The organism is Novosphingobium sp. (genome assembly GCF_039595395.1).
GTDB lineage: Bacteria > Pseudomonadota > Alphaproteobacteria > Sphingomonadales > Sphingomonadaceae > Novosphingobium.
The window spans coordinates 296,993-314,376 of the sequence record NZ_JBCNLP010000001.1 but is presented as its reverse complement, the minus strand read 5'-3'; the positions used below and the strand labels follow the sequence as shown (position 1 = coordinate 314,376).

Annotated in this window: 15 protein-coding genes and 1 pseudogene; 13 read left to right on the top strand and 3 right to left on the bottom strand. The window is 67.0% G+C overall.

Going from position 1 to position 17,384, the window contains the following annotated elements; genetic code table 11:
- The 6 genes from ABDW49_RS01505 (at window position 1) to ABDW49_RS01480 (ending at window position 6,402) form a co-directional block, all read left to right on the top strand.
- Window positions 1-1,800: an aminopeptidase P family protein gene (locus ABDW49_RS01505; RefSeq protein WP_343614079.1), complete on the top strand. Its 1,800-nt coding sequence runs from the start codon at window positions 1-3 to the stop codon at window positions 1,798-1,800.
- 69 nt (window positions 1,801-1,869) lie between these two features.
- On the top strand, window positions 1,870-2,241 hold the full coding sequence (locus ABDW49_RS01500; protein WP_343609169.1) for a VOC family protein: 372 nt from the start codon (window positions 1,870-1,872) through the stop codon (window positions 2,239-2,241).
- A gap of 4 nt (window positions 2,242-2,245) precedes the next feature.
- Window positions 2,246-2,653: a cupin domain-containing protein gene (locus tag ABDW49_RS01495; protein ID WP_343609167.1), complete on the top strand. Its 408-nt coding sequence runs from the start codon at window positions 2,246-2,248 to the stop codon at window positions 2,651-2,653.
- Between the two features lie 483 nt (window positions 2,654-3,136).
- The gene (locus ABDW49_RS01490; protein WP_343609165.1) at window positions 3,137-3,961 is read left to right on the top strand and encodes a hypothetical protein; all 825 of its coding nucleotides are present in this window, start codon (window positions 3,137-3,139) and stop codon (window positions 3,959-3,961) included.
- Between the two features lie 91 nt (window positions 3,962-4,052).
- Window positions 4,053-4,790, top strand: a complete 738-nt coding sequence (locus tag ABDW49_RS01485) for a response regulator (protein ID WP_343609163.1) — start codon at window positions 4,053-4,055, stop codon at window positions 4,788-4,790.
- Between the two features lie 10 nt (window positions 4,791-4,800).
- Window positions 4,801-6,402 carry an ATP-binding protein gene (locus tag ABDW49_RS01480; RefSeq protein WP_343609162.1) on the top strand — a complete coding sequence of 534 codons (1,602 nt, stop codon included), beginning with the start codon at window positions 4,801-4,803 and terminating at the stop codon, window positions 6,400-6,402.
- Window positions 6,403-6,625: 223 nt separating this feature from the next.
- Here ABDW49_RS01480 and ABDW49_RS01475 read toward each other — a convergent pair whose 3' ends face one another.
- Both ABDW49_RS01475 and ABDW49_RS01470 read right to left on the bottom strand, forming a co-directional pair.
- Window positions 6,626-8,563 (bottom strand): M1 family aminopeptidase, encoded by a 1,938-nt coding sequence (locus ABDW49_RS01475; protein WP_343609161.1) that lies wholly within the window; start codon window positions 8,561-8,563, stop codon window positions 6,626-6,628.
- Between the two features lie 7 nt (window positions 8,564-8,570).
- Window positions 8,571-9,332, bottom strand: coding sequence for a hypothetical protein (locus ABDW49_RS01470; protein ID WP_343609159.1), 762 nt, complete (start codon window positions 9,330-9,332; stop codon window positions 8,571-8,573).
- A 317-nt stretch (window positions 9,333-9,649) separates the two neighbouring features.
- Here ABDW49_RS01470 and pabB point away from each other — a divergent pair, with 317 nt between their 5' ends.
- From pabB to arfB, 4 genes are read left to right on the top strand one after another with little or no spacing between them, the layout of a single operon-like run.
- On the top strand, window positions 9,650-11,551 hold the full coding sequence (gene pabB / locus ABDW49_RS01465; RefSeq protein ID WP_343609158.1) for an aminodeoxychorismate synthase component I: 1,902 nt from the start codon (window positions 9,650-9,652) through the stop codon (window positions 11,549-11,551).
- Complete coding sequence (locus ABDW49_RS01460; protein ID WP_343614077.1) at window positions 11,551-12,732, top strand: pyridoxal phosphate-dependent aminotransferase; 1,182 nt, start codon at window positions 11,551-11,553, stop codon at window positions 12,730-12,732. Before pabB ends, ABDW49_RS01460 begins: the two co-directional genes overlap by 1 nt.
- Window positions 12,729-13,391: an RluA family pseudouridine synthase gene (locus ABDW49_RS01455; protein ID WP_343609157.1), complete on the top strand. Its 663-nt coding sequence runs from the start codon at window positions 12,729-12,731 to the stop codon at window positions 13,389-13,391. The genes ABDW49_RS01460 and ABDW49_RS01455 overlap by 4 nt, the downstream gene beginning before the upstream one ends.
- Window positions 13,388-13,810, top strand: coding sequence for an alternative ribosome rescue aminoacyl-tRNA hydrolase ArfB (gene arfB, locus ABDW49_RS01450; RefSeq protein ID WP_343609156.1), 423 nt, complete (start codon window positions 13,388-13,390; stop codon window positions 13,808-13,810). Before ABDW49_RS01455 ends, arfB begins: the two co-directional genes overlap by 4 nt.
- A 228-nt stretch (window positions 13,811-14,038) precedes the next feature.
- Here the strand turns inward: arfB and ABDW49_RS01445 are convergent, their stop codons facing one another.
- A complete protein-coding gene (locus ABDW49_RS01445) occupies window positions 14,039-14,269 on the bottom strand; it encodes a hypothetical protein (protein WP_343609155.1) in 231 nt (76 codons plus the stop codon).
- A gap of 130 nt (window positions 14,270-14,399) precedes the next feature.
- Between ABDW49_RS01445 and ABDW49_RS01440 the strand changes: the two are divergent.
- From ABDW49_RS01440 to ABDW49_RS01430, 3 genes and pseudogenes are all read left to right on the top strand, one after another.
- Window positions 14,400-15,378 (top strand): annotated as a pseudogene (locus ABDW49_RS01440) (metalloregulator ArsR/SmtB family transcription factor).
- Window positions 15,379-15,387: 9 nt separating this feature from the next.
- On the top strand, window positions 15,388-16,323 hold the full coding sequence (gene metF / locus ABDW49_RS01435; RefSeq protein WP_343609154.1) for a methylenetetrahydrofolate reductase [NAD(P)H]: 936 nt from the start codon (window positions 15,388-15,390) through the stop codon (window positions 16,321-16,323).
- On the top strand, window positions 16,320-17,381 hold the full coding sequence (locus tag ABDW49_RS01430; RefSeq protein WP_343609153.1) for a homocysteine S-methyltransferase family protein: 1,062 nt from the start codon (window positions 16,320-16,322) through the stop codon (window positions 17,379-17,381). Before metF ends, ABDW49_RS01430 begins: the two co-directional genes overlap by 4 nt.
- Window positions 17,382-17,384: the final 3 nt, after the last annotated feature.

The window sequence follows — 17,384 nt, the reverse complement described above, 5'->3', positions numbered from 1 at the left end:
ATGCACCCCCATGAAGCCCGCCTTTCGGCGCTGCGCGCGCAGCTTGCCCGCGAAGGCTATGACGGCTTCGTCATCCCCATCTGCGACGAGCATATGAGCGAATATGTCGGCGCCTATGCCCAGCGTCTGGAATGGCTGACCGGCTTTGGCGGCTCGGCGGGCAGCGCGGTGGTGCTGGGGGAGAAGGCGGCGATCTTCGTTGATGGCCGCTACACGCTGCAAGTGCGCGATCAGGTCGATGGGCGACTGTATGAGTATCACAATGTGCCCGCCACCAGCGCTTCGGCATGGCTGGCCCAGCAGGTAAAGCCGGGCGCGCGCATCGCCTATGATCCCTGGCTGCACACCCAGCCGTGGGTTGCCGCGACGCGCAAGGCGCTGGCCGCCAAGGGCGCGGAATTGGTGGCGGTAGAAAGCAACCCGCTCGACGCTGTGTGGAATGACCAGCCCGCCCCCTCGCCCGCTCCCGCTTTTGTTCAGCCGCTGGAGTTGGCGGGTGAAAGCAGCGAGGCCAAGCGCGGCAAGATCGCCGAATGGCTGGGCGAGCAGGGCCTTGATGCGGCAGTGGTCAGCGCGCTCGATTCGGTGGCTTGGCTGCTCAACATCCGCGGCAGCGATGTGGACCGCACGCCCGTCGCCCTGTCCTTCGTGATCGCCCATGCCGATGGCACGGCGGACTGGTTTATCGCGCCCGAAAAACTCACGCCCGAGGTCGCCGCCCATCTGGGCAATGCCGTGCGCCTGCAACCGCGCGACAGCTTCACCGATGCGCTGGCCGCCCTGAAGGGCAAAAAGGTCGCCGTGGACCCGGAACGCGCCGTCTCCGCCATTTTCGCCACGCTGAAGCAGACCGAGGCACTGGTCACCGAAAGCCGCGACCCCTGCGTGCTGCCCAAGGCGATCAAGAACCCGGTGGAGCAGGCCGGCCAGCGCGCGGCGCAAGCCCGCGACGGCGGCGCCGTAGCCCGCTTTATGCACTGGCTTTCGGTCGAGGGCCCCAAAGGCGAGGTCACCGAACTCTCCGCCGCCGAAGCCCTGCACCAGTTCCGCCGCGATTGCGGCGACCTGCGCGACCTCTCCTTCGACACGATCAGCGGCGCGGGGCCGAACGGCGCCATCGTCCACTACCGGGTGAGCGAGGAAACCAACCGCACACTGGAACCCTCCAGCGTCTATCTGGTCGATTCGGGCGGGCAATATCCCGATGGCACCACCGACATCACCCGCACCGTCTGGATCGGGCCCGGTGAGGCCGGCGCGGAAGAGAAGGACCGCTTCACCCGCGTGCTCAAGGGCCATATCGCTCTCGCCCGCGCCATCTTCCCGCGCGGCACGGCGGGCAGCCAGCTCGATACGCTGGCACGCCAGCATCTGTGGCAGGCGGGCGTCGATTACGCCCATGGCACCGGCCACGGCGTCGGCAGCTTCCTCGCGGTGCATGAGGGGCCGCAGCGCATCGCCAAATCGGCGGGCGGTCAGGCGGGCACGGGGCAGGAGCTGCTGCCCGGCATGTTCCTCTCCAACGAGCCGGGCTATTACAAGACCGGCGCCTATGGCATCCGCATCGAGAATCTCGTGCTGGTGGAACAGCGCGACATCCCCGGCGCCGAGGGCGACTATTTCGGCTTCGAAACACTGACTCACGTGCCGATCGGCCGCGAACTGGTCGAACCCGCTCTGCTCGATGGGCCGGAAACCGCTTGGTGGAACGCCTATCACGCAAGCGTGTGGGCGATTCTCTCGCCCCAGTTGGAAGGGGCCGCACTGGCTTGGCTGAAGGATCAGTGCGCGCCTTTGTAAGGCTTGCGGCGCGCACGATGTTCACTTATTGTTCCAACATTCAGTGAGTCGTGCAAAGGGGAGAGGATCATGATCGGTTACGTCACGGTGGGCACCAACGATCTGCACGGATCGGCGCCGTTCTATGATGCTCTGGCCAAGGAGCTGGGCGTTGGCCGCATGATGGAGGAAGAGACCTACATCGCATGGGGCATGCCCGGCGGCGGCGCAGGCATCGGCCTGACGAAACCCTTCGATGGCCAGCCTGCCACCGTGGGCAATGGCGTGATGGTGGCACTGGAAGCGAAAGACCGTGCACAGGTCGACCGCCTCCACGCCATCGCGCTGGAGCAGGGCGGCACCTGCGAAGGCCTGCCCGGCCCGCGCGGTGAAGGCGGCTTCTACGCCGCCTATTTTCGCGACCGTGACGGCAACAAGCTCAACGCCTTCACCTTTGGTTGAGCACATGACGGGGCAGGCCCTTCCGCTGGAAAGCCATCCGATCCACCTCGGGCCGGACGGCACCGCGCTGGTTCTGCCCCCGATGACCGGCCCGCAATGGTATGAGGATTACGAGGCCGCCCATGGCGCCGATGGCGCACAGGGACGGCTGGTAAGCCTGCACCACTTCACGCAGGACTGGGACGGCTGGGAAATGCACCCCCAGGGCGCGGAGGTGGTGATCTGCACTGCGGGCGAGGCGACGCTGATCCAGCGCGACGAAGCCGGGGTTGAGACGCGCATTGTGTTGCGGACGGGCGATCAGGCCATCAATCCAGCCGGGGTCTGGCATACCGCCGATATCGCGCATCAGGCGAGTTTGCTGTTTATCACGGTGGGATTCGGGACTCAGGGGATGAAGAGGGACAAGTAGATGATGCGAGGGTGTTACACCCTCGCGCTCCCTTTAATGTCTGCGTTGCGCACCGGGTTCGGCCTTGCGCCCAGATTGCGGCGCCGCAGGCTTTCAAGGACAGGGTAGCGCCCTGATTTCGCCTGCCTGCGGCGCCATGCCGTGCAGGTAGAGAGGTTGGGCACCAGGATCGTGCACCACCGCCCTATCGTCGGAAGACGTTATGGGAGCGCGAGGGCCCGGAGCATTCCTCTTGAGGAATGCGACCAACAAGGACTTCCCCCTCGCATCTTCCTTCCTCCCTCCTCCTTCCCGCCCAAAAAGCGACAATTGGCGACAAAAACCCCCATCTCCGGCATAAACCCGCGACAGACGCGATCTACACAGGTCATCGAAAGTCACGCGGTTCTGTCGGTTCTCATCCCCCCTCCAAATAGAGCTTATGGGCCGCGCGGCTTTCACCATATTCCTGCGCAATGGGGGCATTGAAGAAGGATCGCACTGATGACGTCATTCACCCTGCGCTCGCGGATGATCGCGCTGGCATTGGCGGGATCCATGCTGGCGACGGCTCCGGCCATGGCGGCCACCAAGGCGAAGGCCAAGCCCGCCGCCGCCAAGACCGCCCCCGACCAGCCCCCCGCGCTGACCCGTGACGAGGCGAAGGCTCACGCCGCGGAAATCTTCGACCATCTCGATTTCAACAAGGATGGCGTCTTCAACGAGGCCGATATGAAGGCCCGTTATGAGGACCGCCTCAGCCGCGAGTTCGACCGGCTCGACACCAATCACGATGGTTCGGTGACCAAGGCCGAGTTCATCGCCGCGCATGAACAGCCACGCCACCCCGGCGCCGGGCATCCCGGTCCCGATGGCGCTGCCCCCAAGGGCCCGGAAGGCGCTCCGCCCCCGCCGCCTCCGGGCGAGCACCCCGGTCCCGATGGCCATCGCGGACCTGACGGCCATGGCGGCGGTCACCCCGGCGAGGGCCCCGGCCATCACGGCTTCATGTCGCCGATCGTCTTCCAGCTTCTGCACGACGCCGATCCCCAGCACACCGGATCGGTGACGAAGGACGCCTTCATCGCCGCCGAACTCAAGCGCTTTGACGAGGCCGACGCCAATCACGACGGCAAGGTCACCTTCGAGGAGCTGCGCGCCAGCCACCACGGCCATGGCGAGCATCATCACCGCTGGGGCGGCCCGCGCCATGGCGGCCCCGATGGTGAAGGTCCGCGTGGCTGGGGCCCGCCCCCGCATGGTCCCGACCAAGGTCCCGATGGGGGTCCTGATGGCCATGACGCGCCGCCTCCCCCACCGCTGACCTGAATGCAAAACCTTGACAGGTGGGCCCGCGCAGGGTCCACCTTTCAGGCCTGATGAAGACAAAGCTGTGAACCAGAGCACCATGACCACTGGCATGACCCAGGACGCCGCCCCCCAACGCCTGCTGCTTGTCGATGACGAGCCGGGGCTGCGTGAACCCCTCGCCTCCTATCTGGAGCGGCAGGGTTTTACCGTCAGCCAGGCCGCCAGCGCCGCAGAAGCGCGGGCGATCATGCGCGAGGGCGTGCCCGATCTGGTCCTGCTCGACATCATGATGCCCGGCGAGGACGGCCTGTCGCTGTGCCGCCACCTGACCGAATCGCGGGCGATCCCCACCATCTTCCTCACCGCCAAATCCGAGGCGACCGACCGCATCGTCGGGCTGGAGATCGGCGCGGACGACTATGTCGTCAAACCCTTCGAACCGCGTGAGCTGGTCGCCCGCATCCGCAGCGTGCTGCGCCGCTCGGGGCGCGGGGCTGTGGACACCACGCAGAATGAGGATTTCCTCTTCGACGCCTGGCGCCTCGACCCGCTCAAGCGCCGGCTGATCGATCCCGAGGGCGCCATCGTGGCGATCTCCTCGGTGGAGTTCCGCCTGCTGATGGCCTTCCTCGAACATCCGCGCCAGGTGCTGGACCGCGACCGCCTGCTCGACATGGTGCAGGGCCGCGAGGCGCATCTCTTCGACCGCGCGGTGGACAATCAGGTCAGCCGCCTGCGCCGCAAGATCGAGGTCGACAGCCGCAACCCGCAGGTAATCCAGACGGTGTGGGGCGGCGGCTATATGCTGGCCGCCGATGTGCGCCGGGTGCCCTCCGGCCCCGCGTGACGACACTGGCATGACCGACAGCGAAACACCTGCCCCCCGCCCCGGCCTGATCGCCCGCATCTTCACCATGCTGTGGCCGCATTCGCTGCGCGCCCAGGTGATGGGCGCGCTGGCGCTGGCGCTGCTGCTGGCGCAGGGGATCGGCGCGGCGCTGCTCTATCGCGCTCAGGCCGAATATCGCGAGGAACAGGTCACCCATGCGCTGGCGATCAAGCTGGTGATGGCCTCTCACGACGATTTCGCGCCACCGCCTCCCCCGCCCGAGGCGCCCGATGACAAGTCCGGCAGCAAGGACGCGAGCAAGACCCCAGCCAAGCCCGGCACCCCGGACACGCCCGAAGAGGCCGGCGAGCACCGCTTCCGTCGCCACCATCATCACGGCCCCCCGCCCGAGGATGTGTCGCGCGGCCCCCGCACCGAAAACGTCGATCACTTCGCGCTGCAATCCTTCGACCGGCCCCTGCCCGAGATGGCCCGCCGCCTCTCCCCCATGCTGACCGAGCAGGACGTCAATCCTGCCGGTCTGCTGGTCTGCCAGCGGCCGCTGATGAAGGATCCCATGATGATGCAGCGCATCGAGCGCCGCGCCGCGCTGATGCGCCGTCATGTCAACCTGCCCCATCCCCCGCCGCTGGAGGCCAGCCGCCTGCTGATCGCCGCCGTGCCGCGCCCCGGTGGCGGCTGGCTAGTGGCGCGCACGGTCGTCTCGCCCGAGGACCCCTGGCTGCCCTTCACGCTGGTGGCGCAGACGCTGTTCATCTACCTCGTGCTGGTGGGCACCATGGCGCTGATCCTGCGCCGCATCATCCGGCCTCTCGCGGCGCTGACATCGCAGGTGGAGCAATTCGCCGAAACGCGCGTCGCCTCCAACCAGGTGGTCCCGCAGGGCCCGCATGACATCCGCCGCCTGATCGCGGCGCAAAACGCCATGGAAGACCGCATCATCGCCCTCATCAACGAGAAGGACGTGATGCTGGGCGCCATCGGCCATGACCTCAAAACGCCGCTGGCCGCGCTGCGCGTGCGCATCGAATGCGTGGAGGACGACACCGAGCGCCTGCGCATGGCCCAGACCATCGAGGAGATCGTGCGCTCGCTCGACGATATCCTCAGCCTTGCCCGTGTCGGCCGCCCCAGCGAGCCGCTGGAGACCAACGAACTCTCCGCCCTCGTCGCCTCGGTGGTCGAGGATTACGAGGATATGGGAGAGCCGGTCGAGCTGGACGACACGATGCGCATCGTCCTGCCCCTGCGCGCGATCTGGGTGCGGCGGGCGCTGCACAACCTTATCGGTAATGCGGTGCGCTATGGCTCGGTGGCCCATGTCTCGCTGAGGCGCGAGGACGACGCGGACGGCACAGGCTGGGCCGTGATCCGCATCGAGGACCAGGGGCCCGGCATCGCCGAAAGCCAGATCGAGCGGATGTTCGAACCCTTCACCCGCGGCGAACCCTCGCGCAACACCCATACCGGCGGGGCGGGGCTGGGGCTGACTCTGGCGCGGGCGATTGCGGATCAGCACGGGGGCACGCTGGCGCTGGCCAACCATATTGGGCCGGATGGGGGGATTTTGGGGCTGGTGGCCGAGTTGCGGCTGCCTTTGGCTGGGTAGAAGGTTTTAAGGGAAGATGCGAGGGGGTTACCCCCTCGCGCTCCCATGACGTCTTCCGACGAAGCGGCAGTGGCTCACGAACGTTGCGCCCGACCTCACCGCGCCGCAGGCAATCATTTTCCGCTTCGCGGGGGACGTTTGCGCACAGGTGGCGTTCACCACCGCCCATGCGTCGGAAGACGTCATGGGGGTGCAGGGGGCGTAACGCCCCCTGCTTTCATCCTTACTTCAAAGAAGAAATCTCCTTCGAAACCTCCTTCGCCCGAGCATTCTTCAACACCCCGCAAGAACGCACCCGCTCGATGCTGCGATCCAGTTCGAGCTGCCCACTCAGCCCGGCCATCTTGGGGCCGAAGTCGCGGGCCATGGCGTCGGCGCCTTCCACCGAGCACATGGAGCCCAGCACGATCGGCAGGCGCGCCGCCACGAAGATCCCCGCCGAGCCCTTCAGCAGTTCGTCGCTATGGTCGCGGGCCCAGTTGTAGCCAATGTCATGCGTGGTGCGGTTGTTGGTGACGTTGAGCACCAGCGACATGCGCTCGGTCTGGCGCAGGCGCTGGTCGCGGGCCTCGTTCAGGATCCAGTTGGCGATGGGGGCCTTGCCCGGCAGGCTCAGCGCGCCGAGCAGCGCGGGACGCAGGTTGGAATCCTGCGTGGCCAGCGCGCGCTCGAACAGGTTTTTCGCCGCGCTCACGCCGCCATCCCTTCCCTTGGCCTGTTCGCCCAGCCAGACGCCGAAGGCGAGGCGGTACCATGTCGGGTCGAGCGCCTTGGGGTTGCCGCCCAGCCAGTCGGTGGCGGCCTTGTTCAGCTTGCCGATCACGCCGGGGTCGACCACGGCGCTGGCCATCTGGCTGACGAGCTGGACGCGCGCCTGCGACTTTTCGGCATCTTCACCAGCATAGGCGTCGAGCGCGGGGTTGAAACCCTGACGCTCAAGCTGCGGGGCCAGAATGCGGCCGAGGAAGCGGCGATAGGCGTTGTTCGCCTTGTCGTCGAACATGTCCATCGCCTGAAGCTGGATCAGCCCCTGCGTGGCGGCATCGGCGGCAAAGCTGTCGGGGTTGGCGGACATGACGCGGGCCAGATCGGCAAGCTGGGTCGCGCTGGAGCGCCCGGCCAGGAAGCTGGCGCGCAGCGAATCGGCCAGTGCCAGCCCCTCGCCACCGGTCAGGCTGGCCGAGCCCGCGATCAGCGCGTCCCAATCGGCCTTGGGCAGTTCGAAGCGGTAATAGCCGGTGCCCCCGGCGTTGGGCATGAACACGCCGCTGCCGCCGACCTGCACCGTGCCGCTGACGGTATCGAGCAACTGGCACACACGCTCATCGCCGCGACGCATGCAGAGCGGCACGCCCCATGTCTGCGCGGGGGCCTGCGTGCCAAGGCGGGCATAGCGGCTCTGGGTTACGGTATAGCGCCCGTCGCCGCCCGAGAAGGTCAGCAGCGGCACGCCCTGCTGATCGGTGAAGCTCTGCAGCGCGGGCAGGATGCGCGGGTCGCCGCTGGCCTGCGCCATGGCGGCAAAGAACTGCGCGCTGGTGGCATTGCCATAGCGATGCGCCGCCATATAGCCGCGCACGCCATCGCGGAACTTGGTGTCGCCCATGAAGGCGGCGATCATCGCCACCACATGGGCGCCCTTGCCATAGGTGATGCTGTCGAAGGCCGCATCGATCTGGCTGTTGCGGGTGATCGCCTGATGGATCGGGCGCCCGGCCAGCAGGGCGTCGGTGTTCATCGCCGCAAAGCCTTCCTCCAGCGCGCCGGCGCCGATGTTGAGGTCGGGCCGCCACTCATTGCCGATGCGATAGCCCATCCAGTTGGCGAAGCTCTCGTTCAGCCAGATGTCGTCCCACCAGGCGGGGGTCACCAGATCGCCGAACCACTGGTGTGCCAGCTCATGCGCGACGACCATGCCGAATTCGCGCTTGTCCTCGGTGCTGTCCTTGTCGGTGACGATCAGCAGCTTGTCCTGATAGAGGTCCGCCCCGGCATTCTCCATCGCCCCGCCCATGATCGGCGCGGAGATCTGGTCGAGCTTGGGGTAGGGGAAGCTCTGGCCGAAATAGTTCTCCAGATGGGCGACGATCTGCTTGGAGTTTTCCAGCGCGAAGCCCAGCTTGTCGGCATTCTCTTTCGTCGAGACGACGCGCAGCGGCAACGGATGGTCACGCTGGGGCGTGGGGGGGCACCTCGCCTTTGGCGACCGCGAAGGGGCCGACCATCATCGCCAGCAGATAGGTGGGCAGCGGCGCGCTGGCGGCGAAATGGTGGACATCAAGCCCGCCTTCCTGCGTGACCGAGGTCTCGGGCGCATTGGTGACGGCGACCAGCCCCTTGGGCGTGCGCAGCGTGACGGTGAAGGGCTGCTTGTAGCCGGGCTGATCGAAGGCGGGATAGGCGGCGCGGCCATCGATGGATTCGAACTGGGTCCAGCTGTACCAGTCGGCGCCGACCTTCACGCGGAACATGCCGTCCGGGCCCTGATGGAAGGGGGCGTCGTAATCGAAGGCGAAGGTGGCCTTTCCGGCGGGCACCGGCTGAGGGAAGGTGAGCAGCACCACGCCGGTCGGGTCGACCTGCTTCCAGTCGGCGACATAGCTCTTGCCCGCGATGGTGACGGTGGCCTTGCTCACGGCCAGACCATTGCCGTGCATGTAGATGAAGCGGCTGGGGGCCTTGACGCTGGCGTCGATCTCGACATGGCCGCCGAAACGCTCCTGCGCGGGATCGACCTTCAGGTCCAGCCGATAGGCCGAGGGGATCACCGCATCGGGCAGGCGGCCGGTGGGCACGGGCGGGGCTTCGGCGGCGGAGGCCGGAGCGGCCGTCTGGGCCAGCGCGGGGGCGGCGGTCAGCAGCGTGCCGGCGCTCAGGGTCGTGGCCAGCAACAGGGATTTCAGAGGCATCTTGAAGGCGGGGGGCACCATGCAACACGTCTTTCCGGCGCTGGATTGCGCGCCTTTGGGAAACGGGAACGGAAAAAGCGCGAAGCGACGGAGCGATGCTTCGCAACCATGAAAGCGGCGAAACATAATTACCACTTTACGCAATGGCGAGTGAATAATCGCCCCATATCGCCTGCCACCATCGCGCTTTGGACAGGGCGCGCCTGAGAGCCCGCTCCCCCACCCGGCCACCCATATCATCCTTTCGTTGGGTGGCCGGGTGGGGGAGCGGGCTGGTGCCGCAAATCCGGCTTCGTCGGATTTCCAAACAGTCTCTGAGCCGCTAGAAGCCGCCCGCCATGCCTGCCAATCAGCCCTTCGACCGCAACGCGCCCTTTGTTCTGCTCGACGATGCCAAAAGTCAGGGCGCTGGCCCCGCGCGGCTTTACAGCAAGCCCTATGAGGTGGTGATCGCCCGCAACGCGGATGAGGTCACCCCCGCCCTCGCCCGGCTGGAGGCGCTGCGACAGGAGGGCGCGGCGCTGGCCGGTTACGCCGCCTATGAGGCCGGGCTGGCGCTGGAACCGCGCCTTGCCGCCCAGACGCAAAGGCGCAGCGGCGGTGAAGGGCCCTTGCTGTGGTTCGGCGCTTTCGTGGGCTGGCAGGAGATCGCCGCGCCGGATGTGCCCGCATGGCTGGCCGCTCAGGCCCGTGATGAGCGCAGCACCATCGGGCCGATGGCGCCCGGCATCTCGCCCGGCGCCTATGCGCGGGGCTTTGCGCGGCTGAAGCAGGCGATTGCCGATGGCGACATCTATCAGGCCAATTACACCTTTCCGCTCTATGGCCCATGGCAGGGCGACCCGCTGGCCCTCTATGCGTTGCTGCGCGGCAAGGGCGGCGGGGCCTATGGCGCGCTGATCTTCGATGGCGGCGGCTGGCTGCTGAGCCACTCGCCCGAGCTGTTCTTCACCTGCGACGATGGCTTGCTGACGGCCCGCCCGATGAAGGGCACCCGCCCCCGTGGCGCCACGCCCGAGGACGATGCGGCTCTGCGCGCGGATCTGGCCGGCAGCACCAAGGATCGCGCGGAAAATCTGATGATCCTCGATCTGATGCGCAACGATCTCTCGCGCATCGCCGTGCCGGGCAGCGTGAAAGTGCCCGAGCCCTTCGCCATCGAGAGCTATCCCAGCGTCCACCAGATGGTCTCGGCGATCGAGGCGCGGCTGCTGCCCGATCACAGTCCGATCGATGTGCTGCGCGCCCTCTTCCCCTGCGGATCGGTGACCGGCGCGCCGAAAATCCGCGCCATGGAACTGATCGAGGCGGTCGAGCCCTCACCCCGCGGTGTCTATTGCGGCGCCATCGGCCATATCGATCCGGCAGTTTCCGTGGCGCCGGGGGCGCGAAACAAGGAACGCACTGGCCGCGCCGCCTTCAATGTGGCAATCCGGACGCTCCGGCTGACGGGCGAGGATAGCGCTCCGTCGGCCACAGCCCGCCATGGTCGCGCGGTGCTGGGGGTGGGATCGGCGGTGGTGGCCGATTCCGCGCTCTGGAGCGAATGGCGGGAGTGTCTGGTGAAAGGGGGTTTCGTGCATCAGCCGGTCCATGCTGAAACGGGTCATGCAGCGCAGATCGATCTGATCGAGACCATGCGCTTTACCCCCGAGGAGGGCATGGCGCTGCTCGAATTCCATCTCGAACGGCTGAAGATCAGCGCCGCCGCGCTGGGCTTTTCCTTCGACCGCCATGCCGCACGCAACGCCATCCACGCTCTGGGCTTCGAGCTGGAAACCCCCTCGCGCATCCGCCTGACGCTCAGCCGCAGCGGCGCGACCACGGTGGAGGCGGCGCCCCTGCCCGCGCCGCTCGATGCGGACAATCCGGTGAGCTGCATCCTGCTGCCCCTGCCGGTCGATCCCTCCGACTGGCGGCTGGCGCACAAGACCTCGGACCGCTGGTTCTACAATGCCGGGCTGAAAGCGGCGCGCGCGAAAGGCGCCCAGGAGGCGATTTTTGTCCGTGAAGACAATCTTGTAACCGAAGGCTGCTTCACCAACCTGTTCGTCGAGCGCGATGGCGTTCTGCTGACCCCGCCCACCACACATGGCCTGCTGGGCGGCGTGCTGCGCCGCTCGCTGATCGAGGAGGGCAAGGCGCGCGAGGCCGATCTCACCCCCGATGACCTTGCGGAAGGCTTCCTGATCGGCAATGGGCTGCGCGGGCTGATGCGCGCCCGACTTCTGGATTCATGATGACCGATACGACGATTTCAAACGCCCTGGCCCGTATCCAGCCCTCGCAGACCAATGCGATGACCGACCGCGCCTTCGAATTGCGCGCCGCCGGGGCCGACATCATCTCGCTCTCGGTGGGCGAGCCCGACTTCCCCACCCCGCCCCATGTGATCGAGGCCGCCACCGCCGCTATGCTGGCCGGCGAAACGCGCTACACCGCCGTGGCAGGCACCGCGAAACTGCGCGAAGCAGCCGCGCTGCATTTCCAGCGCGATCTGGGGATCACCGTGGCGCCCGCTCAGGTGCTGGTCTCCACCGGCGGCAAGCAGTCGGTGTTTCTGTGCCTGACCGCCACGCTGAACCCCGGCGACGAGGTGGTGGTGCCCGCACCATGGTGGGTGTCCTACTCCGAAATCGTGCATTTCTCCGATGCCGAGGTGGTGAAGGTCGCCACCACCCCCGCCAGCCGCTTCCGCATGAGCGCGGAGCAACTTGAGGCGGCCATCACGCCGAAAACCCGCTGGCTGCTGCTCAACAGCCCCGGCAATCCCACCGGCGCCACCTACAGCGCGCAGGACCTGCTGGGCTTTGCCGAGGTGCTGCGCCGCCACCCCCGCGTGCTGGTGATGAGCGACGATATCTACGCCCCGCTGCGCTATGGGCAGGGCCCGCATGCCACGCTGGCGGCCCTCGCCCCCGATCTGGCCGAGCGTATCCTCACCATCTCGGGCGTGTCGAAGAGCCATGCCATGACCGGCTTTCGCATCGGCGTCTCCGCCGGTCCGCAATGGCTGATCAGCGCCATGACCCGCCTGCAAAGCCATATCACCGGCAATGCCTGCACCATCAGCCAGGCCGCCGCCGTCGCCGCCTTCACCGGCCCGCAGGACTTCCTGCTCGACTGGCGCGAACGCTTCCGCGCCCGCCGCGACGCCGTGGTCGCCGCGATCAACGCCATCCCCGGCCTCTCGACCCCCGTGCCCGACGGCGCCTTCTATTGCATGGTGGACGCCACGCCCCATATGGCGCGCTTCGGTGACGACAATGCGCTGGCCATGCATCTGCTCGAGCATGGCGTGGCCGTGGTCGCCGCATCGGCCTTCGGCGGGCAGGATGGCTTCCGCATCTCCTTCGCCGCCGACGACGCCGTCCTTCAAACCGCCATCGCGCGCATAGCCAAAGCACTGGAATCACAATGACCCTCCCCATCCTCTTCGAAGACGGCGAGGCGCTCGTGATCGACAAGCCCGCCGGCCTGCCACTCGACATGCCCCGCGCGGGCGGTGTCAGCCTTGAGAATCATCTCGATTCGCTGCGCTTCGGCTTTGCCCGCGCCCCCGCGCCCGTCCACCGGCTGGACCGCGACACCTCCGGCTGTCTGCTGCTGGCCCGCAACCCCAAGGCGCTCAAGCGCTTTTCCGCCGCCTTCGAGGAGCGCGTGGTGGAGAAGGTCTATCTCGGCATCGTCGCGGGCAAGATCGAGCAGGACAAGGGCGTGATCGAACTGGCCCTCTCCAAGATTTCCAGCGCGGCGGCGGGCTGGCGCATGATCCCGGCGAAAAAGGGCAAGCCCGCCCTCACCCGGTGGCGCAAGCTGGCCGAGAATGAGGCCGGTACGCTGGTCGAATTCCGCCCCGAAACCGGCCGCACCCACCAGATCCGCGTCCATGCCCTCCATGGCCTGGGCATCGCGCTGCTGGGCGACCCGATCTATGGCGAGCGCCTCTCCACCGGCGCCACGGCGCCCCGCACCATGCTCCACGCCTCCAGCCTGCAGGTGCCGCGCCCCGGCAAGGACCCCATCATGGCCCACGCCCCGCTGCCCGGCGACTTCCTCTCGCTGGGCTTCGCGGTGTGACCTCCAGCGAGGTCGAAGGCGCCATCAACCGCGCCTTCGCCGCCGTCAGCGAGAGCTTTATCACCGCCACCGGGCCAGGTGGGCAGAATGTCAACAAGGTGGCCACGGCGGTCCAGCTGCGCGTGAGCATCTATGCGCTGCGCCTGCCGCCGCTGGTCTTTGCGCGCATGAAGGAACTGGCCGGATCGCGCCTGACCGATGCGGGGGAGATCCTTTTGGTCGCGCGCCGGTTCCGCACGCAGGAATCCAATCGTTCCGATGCGCGGGAAAGGCTGGCAGAGCTGATCCGTGAAGCCTTCAAACTCCCCGAAAAGCGCGTGAAGAGCCGGTTAAACCGGGTCGGAAAAACGGCGCGGCTTGAGGGCAAGAAGATTCGTGGGGCGGTGAAGGCAGGCCGGGGGAAGGTTTCCTTCGATTGAAGGTTTGAAGGAGAAGATGCGAGGGCCATCGCCCTCGCGCTCCCTTTACTGTCTGCGTTGCGCATCGGGTTCGGCCTTGCGCTTAGTTTGCCGCGCCGCAGGCAGACGGATTAAAGCCTGCGGCGCCTTAGGTCGCGCTGGTGGAAAGCCCGGACGCAACAATTCGGCGCCACTGCCCCCTCGCCGGAAGACGTCACGGGAGCGCGAGGGGGTAACCCCCTCGCATTCTTACTCCCCTGAACTCGCTGCCTGAACCGGAACTGGCGCCCCGGCATCAGCCGAATCCGCCACCGGCCCCACGCCCGCTGGCAGGCCGCTCAGCGCTTCCTCGGCGGGGATTTCCACATTGTCGGCGGAGGCCGCGTCGGAGGCCTTGTCAGCGTGGCCACAAGCCGCGAGGGCGAGTGCCAGACCGGCTCCCAAAGCGGCGCGGATCACGGAGGTTTGGGAAAGGGTCATGCTGGTCCTCGGGTAACACTGTCTGGGTGTTACTCTAGAAGCGCGTTTTGCAAACCGCAAAGGGCGTTGCAATCATATAAAGATATCTTTATATGCCATCTCACACCAGAGGCCGAGAACCCACACCGCCATGCAGATCGACCCCATCCTCCGCGCGCTGGCCGACCCCACGCGGCTGCGCATCATGCGCCTGCTTACGGCGATGGAGCTGGCTGTGGGTGAACTGGCACAGGTGCTGGGGCAAAGCCAGCCGCGTGTGTCGCGCCATGTCAAAATCCTCTGCGATGCGGGGCTTGCCGAGCGGCGCAAGGAGGGCAGCTGGGTCTTTCTGAAAAGCGCCATTGCCGAGGATCGCGATCTTGCCGCGCCGACGCTGGGCGGGGCCACCACCCGCCTGCTGGCCGCTGCCGAGCATGACGATGCCGCTTTCGCCGCGCGCTGCGCCGAGGACCGGCGCCATCTGGCCGCGATCCGGGCCGGGCGCGAAAGCAGCGCGGCCGCCTATTTCGAGCGCAACGCCGTGCAGTGGGACGAGCTGCGCAGGCTGGTGTCCGACGATGCCCCGGTGGAGGCGGCGCTGGAGGGCGCCTTGCTCTCCAACGGCAATCTGGGCGCGATGCTGGATGTCGGCACGGGTACGGGGCGCATGGCCGAGCTGTTCAGCCCCCATGCCAGCCATGTCACCGCCTTCGACAAGAGCCCGGAGATGCTGCGGATTGCGCGGGCTCGCCTGCAGCATCTTCCGACTTCGGGCGTGACGCTGGTGCAGGGCGATTTCACCGATCTGCCCTTCAAGCCGGCGGCTTTCGACACGGTGCTGTTCCATCAGGTGCTGCATTTCGCTCAGGCGCCAGAGGTGGTGCTGGCTCAGGCAGCGCGCGTCACGCGGCCCGGCGGGCGCATCGCGGTGGTCGATCTGGCCGCGCATGAGCGCGAGGAGATGCGCTCCACCCACGCCCATGCGCGACTGGGCTTCACCGATGGCCAGATGGCCGATCTGTTCACGGGCGCGGGTTTCGAGCCTGCCGCCCCCCCTCGCGCTGCCCGGCGGGCAGTTGACCGTCAAGATCTGGACCGGGCAGCGGACTGACGCTCCCGCCGCTGCATAAGGCTTTGATATGATTGCCACCTATGATGCGCTGCGCGAGGCTCGCACCGCTTTGGATACGCCGCTGTTTGCCGGGCTGCCGGGCGATATCCGTGTCTCCTTCGAATTCTTCCCGCCCAAGACCGAAGCGATGGCCGCGCAATTGTGGGAGACCGTGACCACCCTGGCCCCGCTGGCGCCCGAGTTCGTCTCGGTGACCTATGGCGCGGGCGGCTCGACGCGTGACCGCACCCATGACACGGTGGCGCGCATCATCAGCGAGGCCAAACTGCCCGCCGCCGCTCACCTGACCTGCGTGGACGCCACCAAGGCTGAAATCCGCGAGGTGGCGGAGGCTTACTGGCAGGCGGGCGTGCGCCATATCGTGGCGCTGCGCGGCGATATGGGCCAGCCGGGCGTGCCCTTCACCCCGCATCCCGAAGGCTATGCCAATGCCGCCGAGCTGGTCGCAGGGCTGAAGCAGATCGCGCCGTTTGAAATCTCGGTTGCGGCCTATCCCGAAAGGCACCCTGACAGCGTTGATCTGGCCGCCGATCTCGACAATCTGAAGCGCAAGCTGGACGCCGGGGCCACCCGCGCCATCAGCCAGTTCTTCTTCGAGCCGGAAACCTTCTTCCGCTTCCGCGATGCGCTGGCCGCCGCGGGCATCGACGCGCCGGTGCTGCCGGGTATTCTGCCGGTCACCAATTTCGCGCAGGCCCACAAATTCGCCGCCGCCTGTGGCGCGGCCATCCCCGCCTGGATGGAAGGCCTGTTCGAGGGGCTCGACAAGCATCCCGGTTCGCGCCAGCTGGTTGCCGCCACGCTGGCCGCCGAATTCTGCCGCCGCCTCTATGCTGGCGGGGTGCGTGATTTCCATTTCTACACGCTCAACCGCGCCGAATTGTCCTATGCCATCAGCCATCTGCTGGGCCTGCGCCCAAAGGTTTCGGAGATCGCCGCATGACCATCACCCCCTCCGCAGCCCGCAAGGCCTTCCTTGAGCAGGCCGCCCAGCGCCTGCTGATCACCGACGGCGCCTTCGGCACGGAAATCCAGAACTTCAAGCTGAGCGAGGCCGATTACGCGGGCTCGCTGGGCCTGACTCACGACCAGAAGGGCAACAACGACATCCTCGCGCTGACCAAGCCCGAGGTGCCGGAATCGATCCACCGCGCCTATTTCGAGGCCGGGGCGGACATCGCCGAAACCAACACCTTCTCGGCCAACCGCATCTCGCAGGCCGATTACGGCGCCGAGCATCTGGTGCGCGAGATCAACGTCGCCAGCGCGCAGTTGGCGCGCCGCATGGCCGATGAATATCAGGCCAAGGATGGCCGCCCCCGCTTTGTGGCGGGCGCCATCGGGCCGACGAACAAGACGCTCTCGCTCTCGCCCGATGTGAACGATCCGGGGTACCGCGAGGTCGATTGGGACACGATGGTCGATGTCTACCTCGAGCAGGCCCGCGCGCTGGTCGAGGGCGGCGCCGACTTCATCCTGATCGAGACGGTGTTCGATACGCTCAACGCCAAGGCCGGGATCATGGCGGTCAAAAAGCTGGAACAGGAGGTGGGCCGCGAGGTGCCGATCATGCTTTCCATGACGCTGACCGACCTGTCGGGCCGCAATCTCTCGGGTCATACGGTGGAGGCCTTCTGGCACGCCGTGCGCCATGCCAAGCCGCTGACCATCGGGCTGAATTGTTCGTTTGGCGCCACGCAGCTTCGCCCCCATGTGAAGCTGCTGTCGGAAATATCCGACACGCTCATCATGATCTACCCCAACGCCGGTCTGCCCAACGAGCTGGGCGCCTATGACGAGATGCCCGAGACCACGGCGGGCCTCGTCAAGGAATGGGCCGATGCGGGGCAGGTCAATGTGCTGGGCGGCTGCTGCGGCTCCACGCCCGCGCATATCGGCGCGATGGCGCGGGCTGTCACCGGCCTGTCGCCGCGCCATGCGCCCACGCTTTCGCATGTCACCCGCCTGGCGGGCCTTGAACCCTTCACCATGGCCGAGTGACCT

What these genes read in the sequence shown, in the direction of transcription:
- ABDW49_RS01505 (WP_343614079.1), top strand. Translation starts at nt 1, where the DNA reads ATGCACCCCCATGAAGCCCGCCTTTCGGCGCTGCGCGCGCAGCTTGCC.
- ABDW49_RS01500 (WP_343609169.1), top strand. Translation starts at nt 1,870, where the DNA reads ATGATCGGTTACGTCACGGTGGGCACCAACGATCTGCACGGATCGGCG.
- ABDW49_RS01495 (WP_343609167.1), top strand. Translation starts at nt 2,246, where the DNA reads ATGACGGGGCAGGCCCTTCCGCTGGAAAGCCATCCGATCCACCTCGGG.
- ABDW49_RS01490 (WP_343609165.1), top strand. Translation starts at nt 3,137, where the DNA reads ATGACGTCATTCACCCTGCGCTCGCGGATGATCGCGCTGGCATTGGCG.
- ABDW49_RS01485 (WP_343609163.1), top strand. Translation starts at nt 4,053, where the DNA reads ATGACCCAGGACGCCGCCCCCCAACGCCTGCTGCTTGTCGATGACGAG.
- ABDW49_RS01480 (WP_343609162.1), top strand. Translation starts at nt 4,801, where the DNA reads ATGACCGACAGCGAAACACCTGCCCCCCGCCCCGGCCTGATCGCCCGC.
- ABDW49_RS01470 (WP_343609159.1), bottom strand. Translation starts at nt 9,332, where the DNA reads ATGGTGCCCCCCGCCTTCAAGATGCCTCTGAAATCCCTGTTGCTGGCC.
- pabB (WP_343609158.1), top strand. Translation starts at nt 9,650, where the DNA reads ATGCCTGCCAATCAGCCCTTCGACCGCAACGCGCCCTTTGTTCTGCTC.
- ABDW49_RS01460 (WP_343614077.1), top strand. Translation starts at nt 11,551, where the DNA reads ATGACCGATACGACGATTTCAAACGCCCTGGCCCGTATCCAGCCCTCG.
- ABDW49_RS01455 (WP_343609157.1), top strand. Translation starts at nt 12,729, where the DNA reads ATGACCCTCCCCATCCTCTTCGAAGACGGCGAGGCGCTCGTGATCGAC.
- ABDW49_RS01445 (WP_343609155.1), bottom strand. Translation starts at nt 14,269, where the DNA reads ATGACCCTTTCCCAAACCTCCGTGATCCGCGCCGCTTTGGGAGCCGGT.
- metF (WP_343609154.1), top strand. Translation starts at nt 15,388, where the DNA reads ATGATTGCCACCTATGATGCGCTGCGCGAGGCTCGCACCGCTTTGGAT.
- ABDW49_RS01430 (WP_343609153.1), top strand. Translation starts at nt 16,320, where the DNA reads ATGACCATCACCCCCTCCGCAGCCCGCAAGGCCTTCCTTGAGCAGGCC.